This is a genomic window from Acinetobacter sp. CAU_H_S139_7 (assembly GCF_058599305.1).
Map to the genome: position 1 here is coordinate 2943337 of NZ_CM178651.1, position 23746 is coordinate 2967082.

Sequence of the window (23746 nt, forward strand, 5' to 3'; positions counted from 1 at the left end):
GATGCTTATGATGCTATTTCACGAGAAATTTTCTACATCAAAGACTGGCTTTTTATTTCAATCCGCAATTTAAACACAAGCTTATCAAACTAATTCATTCTACATAGCATGTGTAATGCTGTAATACATTACACATGCATTCTGTATCAAGGGTATGCTTCACATAGTTTGAAACCAACACATTCCTTTAAAACGTTTACGGTACAGCCTCGACGTTTATCAATCTCATACTGCCCTTTACCAAAGCTACGCATTCTCTGTGTTTTAACTCGTAAATGCTGCTGGTCTTTTTCTGGATTGACCAGATACATTGCAGCATTAATTGCATTTTGTACCTGTTCAGGCTTGTTACGGTGGATCATACCAATGCCTAAAATGCCTTTTTGATTAAAGCGTTCTTTGTATTCAGGAGAGTTTGAAGTAAAGACGTAACCTTTACTCTCTGTTATCTTAGTCCAACATTGCCCAACCTGTATGGCCATACCGAAATCTTTTTGGTGTTTATGTCCGTCGTAGATAAGCAATACATGGCAGTGATACCCCTTTTTCTCACCCTGCTCTATTGCCCATGCGTAACCCTGTAAGTCTTTAAAGCAAGTATCTTGATTCTGTACACGGTTAATGAAGATGCGTAGGTAATGATTAAACTGTTCTATACCAACTTCATGCTGATGATCTAGTGCTATACTTAAATCAATGCGTATAAACAGCAATTTCGAGTAGTGTTTAGTCAGTTGAATTAGGTACTCTTCTAAACCATTACGATTTCTTTTTTCTTGATTCTTAAACCCTAGTAACTCTAAATTAACATCCTGAGAATAAGCTAAAGCATTGTTCCATAAGTAACGCAATTCGAAATTACTTAAATCATCAATGCCCTTATGTCCTAACAATATTTTATCTAATGAACATACCATTCTCTTAAAGACACAGATACTCTCACTGTACTTCAAATGAAGTTTATAAACTGCTTTGAACTTAGGAACTAGATCATTCAATATATTCTTAAATAAAGTTTCATTAAGTTCATTTTTATAGATTGACTGTATAAACTGATCTACATCAATCAAGACTTTTGATTCGTTATCATTTGATAGCATTAAGCACATATAATAGATCTCTTTCATAAATCAAAATACGACCTATCTATTGCTGATTATTTGTACCGAAGAATCTTAAACATTCAGGCATAATCTTTGAATGAAATACATCTATTCAAAGAAGCTTTCTGAAACACAGTTTAAGCGATATACCGGCATCTCATGGTCAACCTTTAATTTAATGGTTGAGCAATTGAAAAAGCATGTTCCTGCCAAAGGTAGACCATCTAAATTAAGCCTAGAAGATCAGATTCTCTTATGCTTAAGCTATTGGCGTGAATACCGAACATTATTCCATGTCGCAACAAGTTATGGCGTGTCAGAGCCCACTGCTTCAAGAATCGTACACCATGTAGAGGACTGCCTCATCAAGTCCAATTTATTTAATTTACCAAAGCATTTGCCTGAAGGCGAAGGTATTGACTGGAATGTGGTGATCGTAGATGCCACAGAAATTCCAATACAAAGGCCTAAAAAAACAGAAGAAAAGCTATAGTGGTAAGAAGAAGGCACATACTTTCAAAGTTCAAGCCATTGTTCATTATAAAACTCAGCAAATTCTGAGTTTATGCACAAGTCGTGGTGCTGTACATGATTTCGAACTTTTCAAACGCAATTTGAATCAGATTCCTGCAAGTGCCTTTATACTTGCAGATAAGGGTTATCAAGGAATTTACACAGTGTATCGAAATAGCCTATTGCCATTAAAAGCAAAAAAACGCTGCAAACTAGATCCTGAGCTAAAGCTTTACAATCGAGAAATTAACAAAAGAAGAATTGGCATTGAGCATGTATTTGGCAGTTTGAAAACCTTCAAAATCCTTGCTGAGCGATATCGCAATCGAGGAAAAAGATTGGGATTGAGGTTCAATCTAATTGCTGGGATCTATAATTTGGAACTGAGTAAAAAATGATTTATGAAAGAGGTCTAATATCCTAGTGAATGTTTAACACATATCACTAGGCATTAAGTTATCTTTTACATACAAATAAATGGTATGTAATAAACCTAAGTGGTTAATATAATAAATATACCAATGCTAAGATATATATTTCATTATATTAAAAACCCACTAAGAACAATAAAATAAAGTACACTTATCTATGAAAACCAAAGATTGTATATCTCTGTGTATTGCATAGAATCCAAGCTAACAACACAAGCTAAAGTTACGTGAGCCTTCACCCAATAGACCTGCCAAAGATAGCTGTAAATATAGCTCCCACACCTAGGGGAGTATGGCTTTCAGCTACCTTCCTACAATTTTCATAATCAATATAATATGCGCTAAGCTTTGACTTGATTTTACCTTTAAAATCTTTTAAAGGTAATTCATAACATAATCCTGAATCTCTGTGCGTGATTCTTAAATGTGTGAATTTGCTTGTTGAGCTTTCTAATACTTTAACAAATTCGCAGCTAAGATCTTCCTTTTCATTTAGAATTGAAATTATTTTATCTTTCAGACTTGATATTTTATAATTTGGTTTGTTTTTAAAAAACTCTGCCTTGTCACTTTCTATCTGTCTTTTTATTTTAAGCATTTCATCATCATTTTTTTCTTCACCCATTGAGACATTACTAATTTCAAAAATATTGTATTCTTGGATTGTTTGACTATCTAAATCATCTAATTTAAAATCTAAAACATCATCAATATATATCAAACTAATCAATGCACTGACAACCTCATCAGCTCTACTTAATGTAAAACCATAATTTTGGTTTTCAAATCTATCAATCTGAATTAATAGGCTATCCAATATTTTATGTAACTTCACTTGATCTGATGTATATTTTATCTTCTCATTTTTCCCTTTTCTAAGATAATCAATTCTCATAGCTGGAAAATCCAACAAAAAACTCTTTATAATTTTTAAAAAGTTGCTCGAGTCTTCCATTAAACTTATATTAAATGAAAGATATTGTGGATCAAAATCACATTGTTCTAAATTTTTAAAATTACTTCCTCTTGTTCTAGGTACTGGCTTTTTATAATTATTGATTTCTCTAATACTATTAGCAATATCTTCAACACTTGGTTGATTATAACTATTTTTATTTTCAATCTTATTTGAACTATTTTCATATAAATGATAATTGATAAATAAAACCACATAGTCTCGCAATAATTCGTCAATAGTCCAATCAGGTAATAGATTTGGTAAATACCATCCTTGCTCATTTAACAATTTTCTTAACATATCTTGAAAAAATAAGATCTCTATATTTTCTGAATAGTCATCCACTGCTCCCCAAAAGTCGTCTCGGAATTCTTCAAATTTCGATTTTAATTGATCCTTTGTCAAAATATCAGGGCACAAATATATATCAAATGATTTAAGCTCATTCGTCTGAATGAAATCCAATAACAGATCTATTAACTTACGATCAAACAATATAGTTTTTACATCTTGCAGTAGCTCTTTGTCCGTTTCGTATTTTTTATTTATTTCTAATGCATCTTTTATAACTAAACCTAGATTATGTATTAATCCAGCGACAATCTGTTTAAGCCTTGGATAAAAATGTGGGAAACACATTTGAAATCTTTTAATTTCAAATGCTTGAATCACCAATTGGGTAACCATAGGATGCCCAATACTATAAATTGGATGTCTAAAAGTAGCCTCGTCCATAAAAGTCCCTTAAAAAATTCCGAATTGTTTTCCTTAAAAAAGAATTATAACCAAATCACAATTCGGGGATAGATCATAAGTATGCCAGCCAGAATTCAATTACTGTCATTAGTCTCAATATTGAATTTAACCTGAGGACTTCTTTTGATTTAATTTTTCTGGAAGCATTCTTAGAATCCATATCTAAGATATTGAAATTAAATATTAAGCAAAAGGTTATAGAAGTGAATCTGAATAAGATAGTTCAAAAACGTAACATCAAAAGTATTATTGCTGTTGACTCAAAAAATACTTTTGCATTAAAGCCTTTCACATTAGAGAAATTCCTTGATGCTTTTGAAAAGCAGCATGGCGATACATCCTTAATCGACAAAAACCACCATACAGCAAGACTTTCAGATACTCAGATTTCTTATGATGTTGATTTGCAGCGCCAATACTTATTGCCCGAAAACGCTCAATTGTTTTTGATTTTTCGATGTTTTCGTCTCGTCAACTATATTAAAACCATGAATTTGGCTTGTGCTTATCTTGAAGACATACCCAGTACAGGCGATTCAGCGAAAACCTAGATGGGTTGTAAATGATTGCACATTCCTCAGACTACTTAAGGAAATTATTACTCTAATTCTAGAATCAAAAAACACTCAATATGTATGCATACATTATTCATGTGTAATGGCTACTTTCGAGAGGTTCAGGCCTTATTTATCAGAGTTTTTAATTTTCTGGAATACACCTGCCGTACCTATCACAATCGATAGCAGCGAAAAAAAAAGTCTTGCTGAGTTACTCAACACAGTCACTAGGGAATTAAGTGAACAAATACAGAGTGACACATTTAAGACATCTATCAAACAAAATACGAGAGGGGCTGAAGGTCGGATTAAAAGTGCACAAAAGTACTTACCAACTTTGCGAAACGAAAACCTGAGCTTAATCGTGATATGCGCAGATTTGATAATCGACTCAAAAGTTAACGAAGGACATATTGATGAATCGAATAATGTTTTTGATCTATTTAAGCGTGCCTTAGGAAGGACTAAACGACTTAGTATGATAGGTTTTATTTGGAAGTTAGAGCGTGGCTTTGACAATAACTTTTACTATCACTGTATTTTCTTTTTAGAAGTGAATAAGGACATGACAGCACTTCAAATGACAGAAATGATTATTGAGCTATGGAATAAAAAGCTTCGTGACCAAGGCTACATCCCACTGTTATCTAGCCAACTATCGCATTTCAAAGATCTTGCGGTTGGGCATGTCGACTCTAGTGATGATTATACCTATGAACAATTGTTCAACCTTATACGTTATCACTGCAAGAAAGACCAGTTCATCGTACATAAAAGTATGTCAGGTAAACCAACCTTTGATACAGGACGCTCACGCTCAATACGCCTACATTTAGGTCGTCGAGCACGCATTTATAAATTTAATTAATTTTATTAGGTATTAAAAATGAACGCAATGAACTCACCCAAGATTCAAAATTTTGAGCTTCACATGCAAAGCTATTTTAGCTTGCAATCAGCGAATCTAGGCTCACCTATAAAGCATGCTTTTATCGAATTGGTTAAAGATGTAAAAGCAATAGAAAGTGATAAATTTAAGCTATTTACAGACAGGCATCAAAAGCTGCTTAATCCAAGAGTCAATACATTTTTGGCTAATCTACATGTATTTTCTCAACAGTCTGCTTTATCCGATTTTGCATTCGCCAAAAACCCATATTTACAAGTTCTATTGGATGAAAGCCATAATCACATTCACCCTGCTTTCTGGAGCAGCCAAATGCCCAATATGACACCTAAAGACTACTTCATTGGTTTATTAAACCGCATAGGTGAAGACATCAGAAAAAATAAATGTGCTTTGAAATGCGCTTCTTGGAAAAAAGAACTCGCTATTCAAACCAATCAGCAAAAAACTAATGTTGATAAATTGCTTAAAAAGCACAAGCAAATGAAGTGTGAATATATTGAACTTCCCTTTGTTCCAGATCGCACTCTATGCGTTAACCTTACTCCAGAACAAAAGGAAGCCTCTTATCCCACCGTATTAAAATCATTCTTAAAAATGTGTCATGGAGCTGAAGGACTTCAGGGCAAATTATGTGAACTGCAATGGCGTTTTGTTAAAGGCTTAGATGGTGTACCAACTGCTCATATTCTTATGTATGTGGTTGGGGACGATATTAATTACGCACCTCTTCTAAGTAACAACTGGAACAAAGTCTGTATTGAAAAAGGTCTTTGTACTCACTCCTCACAAATTCAGATTCGAAGCATTCATTGTTATCAAGGTAATGGTCTTGCTAGTAAACACTGGAAAAACTTAATTGATTCTTGCCAAGCCCCCCTAGAGTTTTACCGTTACAAGGCAAATGGTTTGAGCCATGTCTGGAAGTCCTATACGGGAAATATCTGAAATTTAAATAACCTAATATTTTTCAAGGAATTGATTAATGGGAGTTTTGAAAATTGATACATCAGACTATCTATTTATGAAGTATCGCTCTATGACCATTGAACTGATGACAATTGTTGCAGACTATTATCCTCATCTTAGTAAAGCTGAAGCACTGAGAAAGGCGAATAATCAAGAGTTCCCTTTCTCAGTTTTTAAAATAGATCAAAGTAAACGTGCACCTTTTTTAGTGCACATTAAAGATCTGGCAGATATTTTAGACAGTAAGTATTCAGAAGCTTCAAAAGATTTTGCTACGTTTCATCGATGAGGCGTAGCACCTCTTCTAACTGCATAGTATTTCTTCTTGCCTTCACTGACACATAACGCTGTAAACTACTCCAAGAGTCATGCAAGCTCACCTTCTGAATCTCAGGAATAGTAAAGCTCTGTTCGGCTAAGCGTGTACAGCCTTCATGTCTCAAGTCATGAAAGCGTAAATCATCAATACCCAACATTTTACAAGCATCTCTGAACTCTTTACCCAAACTTTTAGGATTTAAAGGTAATAGTAAGTTTTCATCATGCCCAAGCTTCAACATCCGTTCACGAACTTCTGACTGCTTTAACCTTTTAATCATTTCCTTACAAGGATCAAGGACATCAAATAATTTATGATTGCCTTTGGAGCCATTGGGATTCTTTAGATCATGTACTTTCCATGTAGAATGATGTGAATCATAATCCCGCAGATGCAGTCGTGTTAATTCAGCTTCACGTCTGCATGAAAAAATAGCAAACCACATAATCAAATGCATTGGATATTTAGATCCATAACGGTTTAGCTTCCATCGTTCTGTAAAATACTTAGTCAATGCAATCAGCTCATCGGTCGAAGGGAGTCGGTCTCTTTTTTGACTGGAGGAAATTTGACGTGTTTTTCTTAACTGAGCTGTAGCCTTATCAAAGCCATTTAAATCAATATCCATTTCCCACATAACAGCAGCATGAGAAAGCACACCACGGATATGTAAAAGCTCATGTTGCTGCGTACTAGTCGCAATAGGCTCAAGTTCCAGATGAGGAACTCCTCCCTTCCTTAAAGCAACATGCTCGGCCAAATGTACTGATTTTATTTTTGTGATAATATTGCGCGCAATTGGTAGCTTCTTAATTAAGAGCAGAGAATAGCGTTTCGTCCTTCCGTACTCGCTCCCGACTTCATCCAAATATTTATCTATGGCATCTGATAAAGTCAGATCAATCAGCTTTTCTTTGCCAAGTAAAATATCAGGATTTTCTTGAATTTCGACTTCTCGTTTTTTAACCCAGTTTTCAGCCAACTTCTTTGAGTGAAATGTTTTACTTTCAGAGAAAGTAGGAAAGCCCTTTCGATTGACTCGAATCGCAGCACGATAGTTAACTTTACCATCTGCACCTTTCCTTGCTGTAATTGACCCCATAATTTACACCACAACCTGTTTTTCTGATTATGGTGTAAAATTTGGTGTAAATGCAAACCGATTAACCCACCTAAACACAGGTTAAGACAGATTCGCGCAGGTTGCGAAACATAGATTAAAGGTATGATTTTTAATGACTATTATCAAAAACATTGAAAACACTCAATCTCCGCGAATCAGTGTTGCACCGATGATGGATTGGACGACCAAAGACTATCGTTTCTTTGCGCGTTTATTTAACCCGAATGTCATCCTTTATACCGAAATGGTGACCACTGGCGCGATTCTGTTTGGCGGTGCAAATCGACATCTCGATTACAACAATGAAGAACACCCGATCGTTTTACAACTCGGTGGCTCAAACCCTAAAGACTTAGCCACTTGTACCAAAATGGCACAAGACTGGGGCTATGATGAAGTCAACTTAAATGTCGGCTGTCCAAGTGACCGTGTACAAAACAATAAAATTGGTGCATGCCTCATGGCAGAACCGGACCTCGTTGCAGAATGTATCGCTGAAATGCAAAATGCCGTCGATATTCCAGTGACGGTAAAGCACCGTATCGGCATTGATGATATGCAGTCTTATGAAGAGATGCTGCATTTTGTCGATACCGTAGCCAAAACAGGCTGTAATAATTTTATTGTACATGCACGTATTGCATTACTTCAGGGACTTTCTCCTAAAGAAAATCGTGACGTTCCGCCACTGCGTTATGACGATGTCTATCGTTTAAAGCAAGAACGTCCAAACCTACTGATTGAAATTAATGGTGGAATTAAAACTTTTGCAGAAACACAAGCACATTTAGAACATGTCGATGGTGTGATGATTGGTCGTGAGGCCTATCATAATCCCTACCTTTTGGCTGAACTTGGTCAATTGTGGAATTTGGATCTACCTGATCGTTTTGAAATTATCGACCAAATGCTGCCGTATATTGCAAAGCGTATGGCTGAGGGTGCGCCATTATCGATTATCACGCGCCATATTCTTGGGCTATTCCAAAACCTTCCGGGCGCTCGCAAGTGGCGTCAGGCTTTAAGTGGTGGTAATGCCAAGACTTTTGCCGATGTTGAAAATGCAATTCTTAACATTAAAGACGCGATGCAACGCACCGAAGATTATTTAAAAGAACACACTCTAGCCCAGTAATTTAGAACGTTGATCTAAAAGAAAAAAGCGAAGCATCTGCTTCGCTTTTTTATGTTTCATCGTTATAGCCGAGTGCACGCTTTCGCTAAAGCACGCTTTTGTATATTGGTGACACATTTTATTTTTTCAGTTTTAAAATCATAATAATAGGAAATATATTTTCCTGAAAGATACTCACTAACAATTGGCTCTTTTCTAAAATAAGCCGTGGTTATACAGTGGTGTAAATCAGGCGTGGCATTTACTTTGATCTGTTCAACAAATTGACTTTGCTGAAGAATTTTATCCTGTAATTTTAAAATACGATTCATATTTTGGAACTCTGCGGACTGAGCCATCTGTTGTATATTTTTAAAATGACAAGCCTTCGTGACATCATCATGATGCTGATGCATTGACCAAACCAATAATGACTGTATATCACTCATCATTTCTTTGGCTTCATTGACCTGATTTAAAACATAAAAATGACGAACGGTTGAATAAATAGCATATACAACACCGCAACTCAAAATGATCCCTAAAGCCACTATTTTAACATCAAGTTTGGAATGCCCTGAAAGATCAGTCATTGAGTTACTTTATCCCATTATATTTTAAAAGTGCTTCAGGCGAACTCGTCTTTTATATAAGAGATTAACCCGTAAATTTACTCAGAGCACGCCAGTATTTGTCTTTAAACAGACTGACCTCTATTTCAAAGTTGCCTTTATATTTTTCAATTACTTGATCAATGACTTTGGATGGCTTTCTAAACTCTTTACACGCAAAATATATGGTTCTTAAGTGATTACCCGTTTCACGGCCTATATTTAAATAGCCATCCACATCTTTCAACTCTTGTAATAATGCGTCTTCTATCAAATTCAGTAGTTCATAATCTGTAGACGCAGGCATGCCATTTGAATACTGACCATCATAGGAGATTTCAATCAACATCATCCATGGATGTGAGGCTTTTTGATCCCATGTTAAAAGTGTACGATTTAAAGTCGCCAGCAACGGTAGACCTTCATTGGTTTCACCTTCCAAACTGACAAATTCATCGGCATCCGTATTTGAACGGGTAATTTTGTCTAATCTTGAAATTTCACTACTTTTTAAAATTAAAATGTTTTTGAGCAAGTGAATCGGTAGCAATTCGTTTTCGGCATCTTGCTTAGACTGGACAGAAACATTGTCCAATTTGGTGACCGCATCGTACTCACCCAAATAGTTATCGAGGAAAATATACACAGCCTGTAAAAACGCATCGTTTTCAGCTGCATTATATTCATCATGTACTACAACCAGATCTATCTCATCGGGATACTCGGCTTGCTGATTAAAATAAAAAGATAAAGTCTGCTGACTAAACTCATAACCATGCATATTAATCCCGACTTGATGAATATCGCTTTCAGGTTTAAGCGCAGTAAACTTCCACCCTGCAATCTCAGGTGCAGCAGCAATCAGCTCTTCCACAAAGACAATATTTGGAATGATGCCATCAGGGGTAAGAATTAATTCAGCTGTTTGTGGGGTTAACATGCCCGTCAGAAAAAAGATGCCGCAATGGACTTTTTCCAATTCAGGCGTCAATCGATCAAAGAAATCTCGCTCGATTTCAGTTTTACTGCCTTGATTCACAATGTGGTGAAAATGCTGTTGATGCTGCTGAAACGATTGCCAAAATGCAGTATATGCATTTTCATTCGCAGGCGTTTTTTGTTTTTGAGAACCCCATAATTTTTTTAAAAAACTCATTTTTTCTCTTTTTTCTATTGGTTTCAATATTTTTGTGGTCTACGGACTGTATCAATATATCGATTTATACAGTCCAATTAAACCTAAAACAGTCTTATTGTTTCGCTTTCATTCCATCTAATTTTTTCAGTACTTCCGCCACTGCCACCATCGCAAAGCTTGAAGTCACCACCACCGCAGAACCATAGCCACCACAGCGTAGGCCTGCACTTGGACACACATCTGCACTGGAAAATGGATTATCAATCGAATACACACAGCTAATGCCGAACTTTTCTTTTGGTTTTTTACAAATCCCCATGCCACGCAACTGGGTTCGAAGCTTTGCCAACATGGGATCTTGTTCGGTTTTAGACAAATCAGCCACTCGGATTTTCAATGGGTCGAGCTTACCACCCGCTCCCCCTGAAACAATTAATGGAATTTTATTAAAACGACAGTGCAACATCAGTGCTAATTTAGCTTTGACGTCATCAATACAATCTAAAATTAAGTCTGGTCGATGTTCTAAAATTTCTTTGACGTTTTCTGGAGTCAAATAGTCATCGATCAAATTGATTTTGATCCGTGGATTGATGGATCGACAACGCTCGGCCATCACTTCAATTTTTTCATGGCCCAAGGTTGAGCTCATGGCTGGCAGTTGACGGTTAACATTCGAAGCCGCAATCGAGTCCATATCAACCAGTGTTAATTCACCGACTCCTGTACGCGCTAAAGCCTCGACTGCCCACGAACCTACACCACCAATCCCGATCACCATCACATGACTTTTTTCATAATATGAAAAGACTTCGTCTCCATAAATTTTGGCTACACCAGCAAAACGGCGGTCATATTCATCATGTTGCAGATCAGTCATGCGTACATCTATATCGGTAAAATCGTGTTCATTTTACCTGAATACGACCTTGGATTGAATGTAGGCTGAAAGATTTCATCGCTACAAATAAGAAAGCCCTGCTACTGACAGGGCTTTATTTCATTGAGATTAGGCTGCAATTAAATTACGCAGTACATAATGCAAAATGCCGCCAGCTTTAAAGTATTCCACCTCATTCAAGGTATCAATACGGCACAACACTGTAAATTGGTCTTGGCTGCCATCTTCTCGAAGCACCTGAATATCCAAAGTTTGATGCGGCTGAATATCATCCGACAGTCCATGAATCGAAAGTACTTCACGACCTGCTAAATTTAAGGATTGGCGCGTTTGTCCATCGACAAATTGCAATGGCAATACTCCCATACCAACCAAATTCGAACGGTGAATTCGTTCAAAACTTTCGGCAATCACCGCTTTAACCCCCAATAAGTTCGTGCCTTTGGCAGCCCAGTCACGTGATGAGCCTGTGCCATACTCTTTCCCAGCAATAATGATTAACGGCGTATGTTGCTGCTGATAAAACATAGAGGCATCATAAATCGGCAAGGTTTCTCCTGTTGGAATATAGATCGTGTTTCCACCTTCTTCTCCACCGAGCATTTCATTTTTAATGCGGATATTGGCAAAAGTGCCTCGCATCATCACCTCATGGTTCCCACGTCGAGACCCGTAAGAGTTGAAGTCTTTGGGTTCAACCCCTTGCTGTTGCAAATAGCGTCCTGCGGGGCTGTCTTTCTTGATATTACCCGCTGGGGAAATATGATCGGTGGTGACCGAGTCTCCAAGCACAGCCAAAATACGTGCCTGTTCAATATTGGTAATCGGTTTCGGTGGCTGACCAATCTCTTCAAAAAATGGCGGGTGGCGAATATAGGTTGAATTCTCTTGCCAAGCATAGGTCTGACTTTGAGGAATCTGAATCTCCTGCCATGCTGCATCACCATCAAATACTGCGGCATATTCTTTATGGAACATCGCGGTATTTACGCTCTGTAGCGCATGATCAATTTCAGCCTGACTCGGCCAAATATCCTTCAAGTAGACTGCTTGCCCATCTTTGCCGAGGCCAATCGGTTGCGTGGTCAGATCTGTACGGATATTGCCCGTCAAACCATAAGCCACCACCAAAGGCGGCGAAGCCAACCAGTTGGTTTTCACCAGAGGATGCACACGCCCTTCAAAGTTACGGTTGCCTGAAAGCACTGAAGCGACATTGAGATCATGGCACTGAATGGCTTCTTCAATCGGTTCAGGCAGTGGTCCAGAGTTGCCGATACACGTGGTACAGCCATAGCCAACCAAGTTATAACCCAACTCATCCAAATACGGTGTTAAACCTGCCGCAGCCAAATAGTCGGTCACTACTTTAGAACCAGGTGCAAGCGAACTTTTCACCCACGGTTTACGCTGTAGGCCTTTTTCAATGGCTTTTTTGGCAAGAAGTCCCGCGGCTAACATCACGCTGGGATTGGACGTATTGGTGCATGAGGTAATGGCTGAAATGACCACATCACCATGGTTCAAGGGATAAGATTTTCCATCAATAGTGCAAGATGGCTCCTCATGCGGTAGATTGGCTTTTTTAGCTTCAACAGCTGTGCCACCGCCTTCATTTTCTAAACGCTCTTTGGCCTCTTTAGCTGGCTTGAGATTTAGTTCCATCAAATCATGAAAAGTTTTAGGTACATCTGCTAGCAAGACACGATCTTGCGGACGTTTAGGGCCTGCCAAACTGGCCTGCACTGTACTCATGTCCAAGCTCAAAGTATCGGTAAAAACGGGTTCATCACCTGCATTTCGCCATAAGCCCTGCGCTTTACTATACGCTTCAACCAAATCAATCCGTTGTTGCTCACGACCCGTCAACGCTAAATAGGCCAAGGTCACGTCATCAATGGGGAAGAAACCACAGGTTGCACCATATTCAGGAGCCATATTGGCAATAGTTGCGCGGTCAGCCAAAGGCAAGTCAGCCAAACCATCGCCATAAAATTCGACAAATTTACCAACCACGCCTTTTTGGCGTAGCATTTGTGTGATGGTTAAAACCAAATCCGTTGCGGTAATACCTTCATTGAGTTTCCCTATGAGTTTGAAACCGATGACTTCAGGAATCAACATGGATACAGGCTGCCCGAGCATCGCCGCTTCAGCTTCAATCCCGCCAACACCCCAACCGAGCACGCCTAAGCCATTGATCATGGTAGTATGCGAATCTGTTCCCACCAAGGTATCAGGGAACGCAAAAGTTTGTCCCTCATCCTCCCCCAGCCATACCGCTTGAGCCAAATACTCTAAATTGACTTGGTGGCAAATTCCTGTACCGGGCGGGACAACGCTAAAGTTATTAAAGGCCGATTGTCCCCAACGCAGAAATTGATAGCGCTCACCATTGCGTTGCATTTCAATTTCGACATTTTCAGCAAAGGCATCTTTATCCGCAAAATGATCGACCATCACGGAATGGTCAATCACCAAATCGACAGGGGACAAGGGATTTATCAAATTCGGATCGCCACCCGCTTGTGCCATTGCGGCACGCATGGCAGCCAAGTCAACCACGGCAGGAACCCCTGTGAAATCCTGCATCAGCACACGTGCAGGCCGATATTGAATTTCTTGATCAGAGCTTCTGGTTTTTTGCCAATCGACTAGGGCTTGAATATGCTCTACTTTTACACTTTTTTGATCTTCAAAACGGAGTAAATTTTCGAGTAAGACCTTTAAAGACTTGGGTAATTGATCAATATTACCCAATGTTTGGGCGGCTTGAGGGAGGTTAAAAATTTGATAGGATTTTTCACCCACCGTGAGTGTTTGTAATGCATTGAAACTATTGATTTTGCTATATCTGGCCATTCTGTTGCCCTCCCAGTATTGGCGAATTTATTTATTATGATGTTCTTTCTTTAATGTAAGCCTGTTTAGAAAAGAATGTGTTCCCTTTTGGTTATCTTATTTTTATCGAGATTATTGTCTTATTCTTCTAAAATTTTAAATGCAATGCAGCCAATGAGTTTTGCCAGAGTTGAGCTGCTAGCGAGCGCTCAGACTGATCCAGTGTCTGTGCGAGACTCTCCAAAACATAAGGTAAATTCACTGGCGTATTGCGGGTACGGTGCTCAGTCGATGTTTGACAACACAACGGCGTCATATCAGGACAGTCCGTTTCAATCACCAAATGTTCACTACCAAGTGCTTGCACCACTTGATGCAATTTTTTGGCGTTTGGATTAGTGATTTGCCCTGTCACCCCAATTTTAAAACCGAGTTTGACCAAGGCCTTGGCTTCTTCCACCCCACCACTAAAGGCATGAGCGATACCACCAAATTTGAATTTTTGGGCTTTTAAAATGGCAATGCTTTCTGCATGTGCTTTGCGAATATGTAATAACACTGGCTTTTGATATTGCTGAGCAAGTTCCAGTTGTTCAGAAAAATAAGATTGCTGCTTGGCGAAAAGTGCAGGCTGTTTATGCTCTTTTAAAAAGGTGTCTAAACCAATTTCCCCCACAGCCACACAGTCCTGCTGCTGCAGGACCTGCTCTAAACGTTGTAAGTGTTCAGTCTGATGCTGTTCGATATAAAACGGATGTAAACCTGGGGCAAGATAAGAGCATGGAACATTCTCCCAGCTTTTGAGTTGCTGATGGGTCTGAATCAGCGCATCAAATCGCGATTCAAGAAAACCAATAAGGACCAGTGCCTCTACCCCAACACATTTTGCTTGCTCGGCCAAATGCTGCCGATCAGTATCAAAATCGGCAACATCAAAATGAGTATGAGTGTCGAACAGAGGCAAGCTCATGCTTGATTAGCTCTTGGCTTCTGAAGCAGCCTGTGCGCTCTGTTTGGCTTTGGGTAAATACTCAGGCTTTAAAATTTTCTGGAGTTGATCATAGCCAAGAGTTAAGCGCGGTAAACCCACCACATAAGGGCCAATTTCATACTCGCCATATTGCAAAATCAGACCTTCAGTGCCCAAGTAATAATTGTTACTCAAGCTAAACTTCCACGCTTGCTCATATTCATCGACATTGGTCGCTAACTTAGAGTCGACGACCCAAGTACGAAAGGCTTCATGCGCTACTCTATTTAACGCTGCCTTCTGATTCGGCAACAATAGATCATCCAAACTCACCAGCTTTTGCTGCTTCAAGTCAAAATTATAATAATGCTGTGACGATGAACCATGTGCACCGCCTAAGTAGCTGCTGGTGTTCAATACCACCGTGGCCAAAGGGTCTTTGGCATTTAAAATTTTCGGCTTAATCATCAAACTAATTTGATGGTTAGAACTTAAGGCTTTCAACTCTTGGTCTAAACCCAGAAAAGCAGCCAAATAAGGTTGAACTTGTTTCTCTAGTTTCAGTTTAGGGGTGATGACTTGGCCCACTACTGCAGGTTCAGAACTTGCCGCCACCGCACTTGATGCCGTGCTATCAGAACTGCTATGCATCGGCGAAATATCAATAATCTGCGAGAGATCTTTCACAATTTGTTGATCAATAAAATCATCAATAAACGCTTGATTACTTTGTAAACGATCAATGTTTAATTCTGGGCAAGCATTGCCATCACATTCAGGTAATTCGAATTGTAATTTTTCAGTGTCACCGACCAGCTTTAAGGCTGTTTCTGCCTCTGAAGCTGCTGTTGTTTGCGTTGCAGGAGTTTGAGGCTCTTTATCTTTTGGTTGGCAGGCTGTCAAACTGATGGCAGCTGCAAGTACGCTGATTGTAAATATTGTTTTGCTTTTTAACATAAATAACCTATTACCTTGTGAAGCCAGCTCTTGCTTTGGCCAATGCACTAAAACAACTGGGTATAGACATCGGCTTTTAATGCCTGTTGAGTTTGTGCTTTCGTCAAATAAATATCAAGCTGAGTGCCATCTTTTACAATCTCATGAGTCCGATAGTGTAAACCAATGCCCTCTTGGTCAAAAAACCAATCTGCTTGCCCCCAGTACAACTTCGCTGGTGCAGATTTTCGCACTTCAAGTTCTTGTTTCTTCAACCAGTCTTGATACGCTTTTTGCACTAACACATTCATCGCCAGTTGCTGTTTCGGATGAATTAAATCTAATAATGCCACCGTTTTTTGGTTTTTACGATCTGCAACAAAGAAATAATAACGTTCCTTAACATTTACATTCTCTTGATTGGTATCAACCCCAATTTGCATGAGCACAAACTGATTGCGCTGATACGGTATACGCGTATACATCGCCAAGCTATAAGCCTTGTTACCCTTGAATTCAGCTTGCCATGTATCCGACTTTTTCACATAGGCATTAATGGCCTGCTGTAAGTTCATGTCTTGTTTTAAGCCAATTTGATCTTGAATCACTCGAGCCTGACTTTTGGCAATCCATTGGTTTAACCACGGATCTGCCGTTGTTAAACTTTGCAGATCTAATTCAATACAATTCTTGGTTTCACAAAATGGCTGTGCAATATCAGCCGCTTGTTGCTGAATATTTAAATATGGTAACACTTCAGCCCGCTCTGTTTTAAATACCGAGCCTTTGGCATCTGTGTCTGTTTCAGATTGTTTAGAGGAGTCACATGCCGTCAATAAGACAGTCAAACTCACCAATATTGTATAAATAGCCTGTTTCTGCAACATGCGTCTTCCATGAAATTCATGATTAAAATTAAAGTATCTTGCATAATAAAACAGCTTCACGAAGAAGCTGTTTTATTTTTTAACATCCCGATTAGTGTTCGCGGGTATTGCGGAACACGATGTCTGGATAACGCTCTTGCATCAGTTGTAAGTTCACACGACTCGGTGCCAAGTAGGTCAAGTGACCACCACCATCTACCGATAATTGGTCATGTGCTTTTTTCTTAAATTCATTGAATTTTTTGTCATCGTCACATGACACCCAACGCACAGTGTTAATGCTCACAGGCTCGTAGACGCAGTCGACTTTGTATTCTTCTTTCAAACGGTATGCCACCACTTCAAACTGAAGCACACCTACCGCACCGACAATCAAGTCATTGCTGTTTTGCGGCATGAAGACCTGTGTTGCACCTTCTTCCGAAAGTTCTTTTAAGCCTTTTTGTAACTGCTTCGATTTCAATGGATCTTTCAAACGTACACGGCGGAACATTTCAGGGGCGAAGTGCGGAATACCCGTAAATTGCAATTTTTCACCTGAGGTGAAGGTATCACCAATTTGAATCGTACCGTGGTTATGTAAACCAATAATGTCGCCCGGCCATGCTTCTTCTAGATGCTGGCGATCACCAGCTAAGAAAGTCAAAGCATCACTAATACGCACATCTTTATCCAGACGCACATGCTTCATTTTCAAACCTTTTTCATATTTGCCTGAACAAATACGCATAAAGGCAATACGGTCACGGTGTTTCGGGTCCATATTGGCTTGAATTTTAAAAACAAAGCCAGTAAAACCTTCTTCAGTCGCTTCAACCAAACGATTTTCTGTTGGGTGTGCTTTAGGTTCAGGCGCATAGTTGCTAAATGCATCTAACACATGGTCTACACCAAAGTTACCTAATGCTGTACCAAACAATACAGGCGTTTGACGACCCGCAAGGAACTCTGTGCGGTCTAAAGGCTCATTGGCCATTTGCACCAACTCTAGAGACTCTTCAAATGCCGCCCAAGCCAGCTCACCGACTTTTTCACGTAAGTCTGGATAGTCATAACCATCACGGACTTCGATTTCGGTAATGGTTGAACCAAAACCTGCTTTATACACATAAAACTTTTCTTCGATCAGGTTAAACACCCCAGCGAAGTCGCGACCGGTACCGAGCGGCCAAGTGATCGGCACACATTTAATTTTGAGAACGTTTTCAATTTCATCCAACAGCTCTAAAGGCTCACGGATTTCACGGTCCATTTTGTTCACAAATGAAATGATCGGTGTGTCACGCATACGACACACTTCCATCAGTTTCACGGTACGATCTTCAACACCTTTTGCACCATCGATTACCATCAAAGCTGAATCGACTGCCGTTAAGGTACGATACGTATCTTCCGAGAAGTCTTCGTGTCCCGGCGTATCCAGCAGGTTGATCATCTTGTCTTTAAATGGAAACTGCATCACAGAGGTCGTGATCGAAATACCACGTTCTTTTTCCATTTCCATCCAGTCCGAAGTGGCTGCACGGTCCGATTTACGGCTTTTCACCATACCTGCAATCTGAATGGCCTGTCCCCACAACAGCAATTTTTCTGTCATGGTGGTCTTACCAGCATCGGGGTGGGAAATAATAGCAAAAGTTCTGCGAGCCGCTACTTCTCTAGCTAATTGATCTTTAAACATAAGGGAAATCTTCAATATGTACACAGTTTTGTACACACTTCTAAATGTGTATCAAGCCAGTGAAGTGATAACTTAAAATTGGCGCAATTGTAGCAGATTTCAGCTGATAATCATTAACTCACTACGAACCCTATTCCCAGATATTTTTAATATAAACGATCAATTAACTTTGTCTCCTCTAAGCTTAGCTACTACAGTGAAATTTAAAAACGATTAATCTATTATTTCTTTAAATCTTTCCTAACTGCCCAGTCCAGGGGGATTAAAGCTCTGTGCGATCCTCTCCCCCATCGTTCCTTCGTTGCATCTACATATTTTTTATCTTTTGAAAAATAAGCATGTTCAAGTAAAATAACCTGCAATCCTTTTATTTTTGCAGTTTCATTAAAAATAAATTCAATATGTTTCTCTAGAGCATTAATATCTTCATCATTGTCACTCCCGAATATCACATTTTCATCTTTTAGTGTCGAAGGGAAATAAGGTCGACTGATTTGATCTAAGAATAAGACACCAGGCACTGAGGTTTTTTGTGTTTCAAAATACTTATGCAGTGCAAAAGCTAGAGAAATATGAATTGCTAAGTAATTTTGATCTGAACCTAAATCTGACATTTTAAGGATAGATTCTGTTTCATTTTCTATTATACTAATTTCAGGTTTTAAGGCATTAAAATCTAACTCAGCATTTACACATGGTGCAACTGTTGGTAGTAATTGAAAATTTTCGGTGGCAAATTTAGAAATCTTTAATTCAGCTCTTCTCAATTTTATTTCTTTGGAGCTTTTATCAATTTGTGCTTCAATTTCTTGAATCTCTGCAGATAATACATCTAAATCAACTCCTTCCTGTATATCCTCTTGAAAGGTCTCTAAAAAATATGATATCCGCCCTCTGAGATGTGCTTGTTGTTTAGAATGGTCATCATATTGTCTCATCTCTTCTGTCTGTCTATACCAAGACTGAATTTTTGAATCGACATGAGATAACATAGCATTTAAATCATTTAATTTATCATTTAAATTATTTTCTAAAAGAATCAGCTTAGGCTCGACTCTTTTAATTGAAATATTCTCATCTCTAATTTGCATTAGAGTAGATTTTAAATGCTCCGCCATTGAAATTCCAATCTTTGACTCAGACTTACAAACCGGACATTGTTCAGGAATATTAGAAAGATTAAAGTGATTTACTAATTCCAACTTATTTAATTGTCTTGCTACTGTTCCTTTATAACCTGATGCCTCAAGAATAACTTTTTTTGTAGCATTTAATTTACTATATAGCTCGGTTATTTCATCAAGGAGAGCTTTCCTTTTAATATTTAGTAATGATATCTCACTATTATCGGGGTAATTAATAAATTGAGTTTCAACTTTTAAAATTTCTCTGAGATTTTCTATGATGTCGCTTAGACTGTTTTCATCACTTGTGAAAACATTTAAACCTAATCTTTTTGCTTCTTCTAAAAAATTTCTTGCTTTACTTATTGAGTCTTCTTGCGACCTTAAAGTCAAATTTTTCTTATTCTTCTCTAATTCTAAACGACTTTTTAGTTTTTTTAGTTGTTGTTCAAGATAAATACTTTCTTCATTCGATATATTAAGATAATAAGGCAAAGCTGCTAAAAAATCTTTAGACTTTTCAGCATCATCCATGCTATGAAATAGAAGTGACTCACTATCAATAACTTCTTTCGTGATCAGTAAAAATGGCGTTATATTTCGAATTGAGGCCTTACCAAGAGTTTTTCCAGTAAAGTTATTTTTTCTTTGGATATCACCTATTCCGAATACCTTTTCTATATAGTCCTTCGCTGAATCAAGTGTACACGCGCCATCTAAATCTTTATATTTTTTAGATATCTCCAAATTTCGCCCTGATCTCACAAACATTTTTGAACTTGTCTTTTGCCCAACCGGTGGTATTACTCTGGCTGTAATAAGTTCTTCAGCACCTGCTACCCATTTAACTCCTACACAAATACTTCGTCTACGAATATGAGCAGCTAGTTCACAAGTGCTAGATCCTAAACAATAATCAAGAGCTTTAATAACTGCTGTTTTACCTGTACCGGATGCACCAGTAATAATATTTACAGTATTTAAATCAAAATCTATTTCTCTAATTTCTTCGCCATTTGAATTAAAAAAGAAAATTTTACTAATATTCCAACGATTCAAACTGTTAACCCCATAATATCAAAGACTGCCTTAGTTGAACCTGCCTCTGCAAACCAACATCCCAACCTCTCAGCGCACTTAACTACTCTCAACAAATCACTATCAATTTTCCTGATTTTTGATTTTTTAAAACTATTAAACCCAAGTGATAATTGAGCCTTTTCAGTAAGCTCTAAATATCCAGAAAAACATCCAAATTGAAGTGCTTCAGTAACAATATCTAAACTACCATTCAAGCGAATATGAATATCAAGATCGTAGTTCGGACTTCTTTTTAACCACTCTCTTAAACCAGTTGTCTTATTGGTACCATCAAATAAAAGAATATAATCATCTGATAATAAAAGGGGTAAGGCCACATACACTAATGGCAGATCAGGAGACCTATTTACTGTACGGATATAAGCATCAACAAAAGTTTCAAGAAGTAACGCACAAAACGCAGGATTCATCTCCGCATAAATATCATGTGAAATTTTCATTTATTTACTTAAATTTTTCATATATTCAGGATGCCATCCTACAGTTAAATTTATAGCTAACACTTGATAAGAGCCACGAATATAATATGCAGCAGACCAACTTTCAGCAAACGGTCTTATTAAATTTGGGGCGTCATTATGTGTCCACCGTAACAAGTTTAATCCTTCATTACATTTTTCATTATCATCACTATTTTCAGAGTCTTCGCACATTGTAGTGTGTTTATCTTCCCAATACTCTTGTAATAGAACATCGTATTCATGAATTCTAGATGACATACCTGGATTTGATCTAACCCATTTAGAACGCTGTTCTCTAGCCCTCCACTCTTCACGAATTGCTTTGGTTTTATCAGATTGTCGACCTTTTACTAAATCAATTTGAGCTATTAATCTTGTATTAGGAATATGCCCATCAGGTACCTCACTTCGCTCAAATTCAGGTAACAGTTTTTCATGTTCAATTTCAGCTGAAATTTCCATAATTTTTGATTGCAATTCATTTCTTAAAATATATCTTTCCCGAATACCACTTAAAGAGTAAATGACTTGTCTATCCCACCACTCTACTAATTTTTCTACAATATTTTTTTTATATAAGGATGGAAAAAGCGTCAGCTTTTCTTCTATCGATGTTTCGATTTGATTAATATTTGGTGATCTTGATATTACCATGACACGATCAAATAGATTTTTCCTTTGCCCACCTGTTAAGCTTAAGAAAGCTTCACAACCATCCTTACGATCTGCATGCGGTAAAGTTTTTTTCTTTTGTTTTTGTGCTATTTCCCTTTCTGTTACAACTCTTGTAGCTTCTTGTTCTAAAGCATTCAAAAGGCTATTTCTGTTTTGTGTCAAATCAATTAATACATTTAATGGATCCGTTTTACTGATTCCACTTACTACAACTAGATGAAACTTTGTTTCGGATAAAGAAATCTTCGGAAGAATATCCACCCAAGCTTTTATCGTCTTCCATAAGGACTTTGATTTAATAGTTAAAGCTGGTGGATTCGATTTAATAGAATGTTTTAACTGGTACAGTAAATTTTGACCATTTTCATCTAATTGAATGTCATCCAAAGTTTCAATAGAGATAGCGGCATTATCTGTTGATAAGTTTAGTAAAGTATCTAATGCATACAAAGATTGATAGAAAAAACCCAAAGCCGATGCTTCTGCCGAATGATCAGCATTTTTAATACTCATTCATCGCCCCATCAATATCAATAAAAACTTTGAAAAAAAGTATCTTAACACTTGTAAAGCATATTTATTAACCACCTATAGTCTAAAAGTTAAAATTCATGTTTCTTCTAGTTGTATATTTCTACTGAATTTTCTTATATTTCTTTGTTTTTTTTACTATCATTAATAGAAAAATATTGCTCCGCTATTAGCTTTGAAGTATAAATAGCTAAAGAGCTTACACTCATACCGTGTTTAAAAAGAACGTAAAATATCAAAGGATTATGTGCAGAAGTTAATGGTTAAACGCCGGCCGATTAAAGCAGTACTCTTAAAGCCGGAGTCTGGGTTCGATTCCTAGCTGTACACCAATTAAGCTTATGAAAACACCAGCCTATAAGCCGTTTATCGACTCAGTTGGAAAAACTGTTCACCATCTTAATACTATAGCAGTAGGTCTATCCGGTGTTGAAGTGGGTAAGTGTACCAAACCTGAAGAACTTAATATTTCTTGGAATCCTTCAAATATAAAACATTCGAGCCGCGATGCTCGCCAATTTACTTTAAAAGCAACAATTGTATTTGTTGCAGAAGAACTATGCACCTATAACTCTCTAATTATAGGATCTCCTAATATTGGCAATATAACTCTACCTAAAGATGCTGATAGAAGCCAAAAACACTTAGCACTGACTGAACATCTCAAGATTAACGATCCTGCTTTACAGTTGGGTCCATTACTTTTGATTCACTGGCGAAATAGAATTATTCATAGAAAATCTACAGCATCTCTCACAGCATCTCAAATTATGGCTTTAAAAGATGCTAATAATCAAATTAAAGACAATTATAAACATCTATGTAGTTATAAATTATTAGAAGATTTTAATATTGGTCTTCCTACATTAAAAGACGTTTCTTCATTAATTGCAATGACGATCAATTATGTACATGCTGTCGAAAACCATATACCAGAACCAGAATCTAAGGAAGATTTAGAAAATTGGCTAAAAAACTTAGATTTATATAATGAATATGAAAGAGCTCAAAGAGTTGCATTAAGCAAACATAATCCTTTAGGTTATATGACAAATTTCTTTAATACTCAATGCCCTAAATTATTAACAGCCTACAAATTATTTTGTTAATTTTTTAAAATCTTATAACAAAACTTTTTA

22 protein-coding genes and 1 tRNA gene are annotated in these 23746 nt (G+C 37.6%); 9 read left to right on the plus strand and 14 right to left on the minus strand.

What is annotated here, in order from left to right:
* Window positions 1-146: 146 nt before the first annotated feature.
* A complete protein-coding gene (locus AC4MC0_RS14345; RefSeq protein ID WP_491887135.1) occupies window positions 147-1127 on the minus strand; it encodes a YagK/YfjJ domain-containing protein in 981 nt (326 codons plus the stop codon).
* A 73-nt stretch (window positions 1128-1200) separates the two neighbouring features.
* Between AC4MC0_RS14345 and AC4MC0_RS14350 the strand changes: the two genes are divergently transcribed.
* Window positions 1201-1596, plus strand: coding sequence for a transposase family protein (locus tag AC4MC0_RS14350; protein ID WP_205667034.1), 396 nt, complete (start codon window positions 1201-1203; stop codon window positions 1594-1596).
* Entirely contained in the window at window positions 1544-2014 is a 471-nt protein-coding gene (locus tag AC4MC0_RS14355) for an IS5/IS1182 family transposase (RefSeq protein ID WP_005399975.1), read from the plus strand. Before AC4MC0_RS14350 ends, AC4MC0_RS14355 begins: the two co-directional genes overlap by 53 nt.
* Window positions 2015-2282: 268 nt before the next feature.
* Here AC4MC0_RS14355 and AC4MC0_RS14360 read toward each other — a convergent pair whose 3' ends face one another.
* Window positions 2283-3740, minus strand: a complete 1458-nt coding sequence (locus tag AC4MC0_RS14360; protein ID WP_335997744.1) for a hypothetical protein — start codon at window positions 3738-3740, stop codon at window positions 2283-2285.
* A 191-nt stretch (window positions 3741-3931) separates the two neighbouring features.
* Between AC4MC0_RS14360 and AC4MC0_RS14365 the strand changes: the two genes are divergently transcribed.
* The 4 genes from AC4MC0_RS14365 (at window position 3932) to AC4MC0_RS14380 (ending at window position 6483) form a co-directional block, all read left to right on the plus strand.
* Window positions 3932-4312: a hypothetical protein gene (locus AC4MC0_RS14365; protein ID WP_335997742.1), complete on the plus strand. Its 381-nt coding sequence runs from the start codon at window positions 3932-3934 to the stop codon at window positions 4310-4312.
* A 484-nt stretch (window positions 4313-4796) separates the two neighbouring features.
* Window positions 4797-5186 carry a hypothetical protein gene (locus tag AC4MC0_RS14370; RefSeq protein WP_335997740.1) on the plus strand — a complete coding sequence of 130 codons (390 nt, stop codon included), beginning with the start codon at window positions 4797-4799 and terminating at the stop codon, window positions 5184-5186.
* 18 nt (window positions 5187-5204) lie between these two features.
* A complete protein-coding gene (locus tag AC4MC0_RS14375; RefSeq protein ID WP_201953634.1) occupies window positions 5205-6173 on the plus strand; it encodes a hypothetical protein in 969 nt (322 codons plus the stop codon).
* A 37-nt stretch (window positions 6174-6210) separates the two neighbouring features.
* A complete protein-coding gene (locus AC4MC0_RS14380; RefSeq protein WP_183173548.1) occupies window positions 6211-6483 on the plus strand; it encodes a pyocin activator PrtN family protein in 273 nt (90 codons plus the stop codon).
* On the opposite strand, the gene AC4MC0_RS14385 is transcribed toward AC4MC0_RS14380, so the two are convergent.
* Window positions 6467-7615, minus strand: a complete 1149-nt coding sequence (locus tag AC4MC0_RS14385; protein WP_201953631.1) for a site-specific integrase — start codon at window positions 7613-7615, stop codon at window positions 6467-6469. The genes AC4MC0_RS14380 and AC4MC0_RS14385 overlap by 17 nt on opposite strands.
* A 133-nt stretch (window positions 7616-7748) precedes the next feature.
* On the opposite strand from AC4MC0_RS14385, the gene dusA reads away from it, so the two are divergent.
* A complete protein-coding gene (dusA, locus tag AC4MC0_RS14390; RefSeq protein ID WP_418655259.1) occupies window positions 7749-8771 on the plus strand; it encodes a tRNA dihydrouridine(20/20a) synthase DusA in 1023 nt (340 codons plus the stop codon).
* A 62-nt stretch (window positions 8772-8833) separates the two neighbouring features.
* On the opposite strand, the gene AC4MC0_RS14395 is transcribed toward dusA, so the two are convergent.
* The 11 genes from AC4MC0_RS14395 to AC4MC0_RS14445 form a co-directional block, all read right to left on the minus strand.
* On the minus strand, window positions 8834-9343 hold the full coding sequence (locus AC4MC0_RS14395; RefSeq protein WP_126038156.1) for a hypothetical protein: 510 nt from the start codon (window positions 9341-9343) through the stop codon (window positions 8834-8836).
* Window positions 9344-9407: 64 nt separating this feature from the next.
* Window positions 9408-10517: a DUF695 domain-containing protein gene (locus AC4MC0_RS14400; protein WP_335997735.1), complete on the minus strand. Its 1110-nt coding sequence runs from the start codon at window positions 10515-10517 to the stop codon at window positions 9408-9410.
* 94 nt (window positions 10518-10611) lie between these two features.
* Complete coding sequence (locus tag AC4MC0_RS14405; RefSeq protein WP_335997734.1) at window positions 10612-11379, minus strand: tRNA threonylcarbamoyladenosine dehydratase; 768 nt, start codon at window positions 11377-11379, stop codon at window positions 10612-10614.
* Between the two features lie 129 nt (window positions 11380-11508).
* Window positions 11509-14262, minus strand: coding sequence for an aconitate hydratase AcnA (gene acnA / locus AC4MC0_RS14410; protein WP_335997732.1), 2754 nt, complete (start codon window positions 14260-14262; stop codon window positions 11509-11511).
* Between the two features lie 127 nt (window positions 14263-14389).
* Window positions 14390-15205: a TatD family hydrolase gene (locus AC4MC0_RS14415; protein ID WP_335997755.1), complete on the minus strand. Its 816-nt coding sequence runs from the start codon at window positions 15203-15205 to the stop codon at window positions 14390-14392.
* Window positions 15206-15217: 12 nt separating this feature from the next.
* Window positions 15218-16168, minus strand: coding sequence for an RsiV family protein (locus tag AC4MC0_RS14420; protein WP_335997730.1), 951 nt, complete (start codon window positions 16166-16168; stop codon window positions 15218-15220).
* A gap of 47 nt (window positions 16169-16215) precedes the next feature.
* On the minus strand, window positions 16216-17034 hold the full coding sequence (locus AC4MC0_RS14425; protein WP_491887136.1) for a hypothetical protein: 819 nt from the start codon (window positions 17032-17034) through the stop codon (window positions 16216-16218).
* Between the two features lie 91 nt (window positions 17035-17125).
* On the minus strand, window positions 17126-18715 hold the full coding sequence (locus AC4MC0_RS14430; RefSeq protein ID WP_005400798.1) for a peptide chain release factor 3: 1590 nt from the start codon (window positions 18713-18715) through the stop codon (window positions 17126-17128).
* A gap of 221 nt (window positions 18716-18936) precedes the next feature.
* A complete protein-coding gene (locus AC4MC0_RS14435) occupies window positions 18937-20898 on the minus strand; it encodes a DUF3732 domain-containing protein (protein WP_286431964.1) in 1962 nt (653 codons plus the stop codon).
* The gene (locus AC4MC0_RS14440) at window positions 20895-21380 is read right to left on the minus strand and encodes a three component ABC system middle component (RefSeq protein ID WP_286431966.1); all 486 of its coding nucleotides are present in this window, start codon (window positions 21378-21380) and stop codon (window positions 20895-20897) included. The genes AC4MC0_RS14435 and AC4MC0_RS14440 overlap by 4 nt, the downstream gene beginning before the upstream one ends.
* A complete protein-coding gene (locus AC4MC0_RS14445) occupies window positions 21381-22589 on the minus strand; it encodes an ABC-three component system protein (protein ID WP_286431968.1) in 1209 nt (402 codons plus the stop codon). It lies immediately after the preceding gene.
* 265 nt (window positions 22590-22854) lie between these two features.
* Here AC4MC0_RS14445 and AC4MC0_RS14450 point away from each other — a divergent pair.
* Both AC4MC0_RS14450 and AC4MC0_RS14455 read left to right on the plus strand, forming a co-directional pair.
* Window positions 22855-22939 (plus strand) — tRNA-OTHER (locus AC4MC0_RS14450).
* A 9-nt stretch (window positions 22940-22948) separates the two neighbouring features.
* Window positions 22949-23716, plus strand: coding sequence for a hypothetical protein (locus tag AC4MC0_RS14455; protein WP_286431970.1), 768 nt, complete (start codon window positions 22949-22951; stop codon window positions 23714-23716).
* Window positions 23717-23746: the final 30 nt, after the last annotated feature.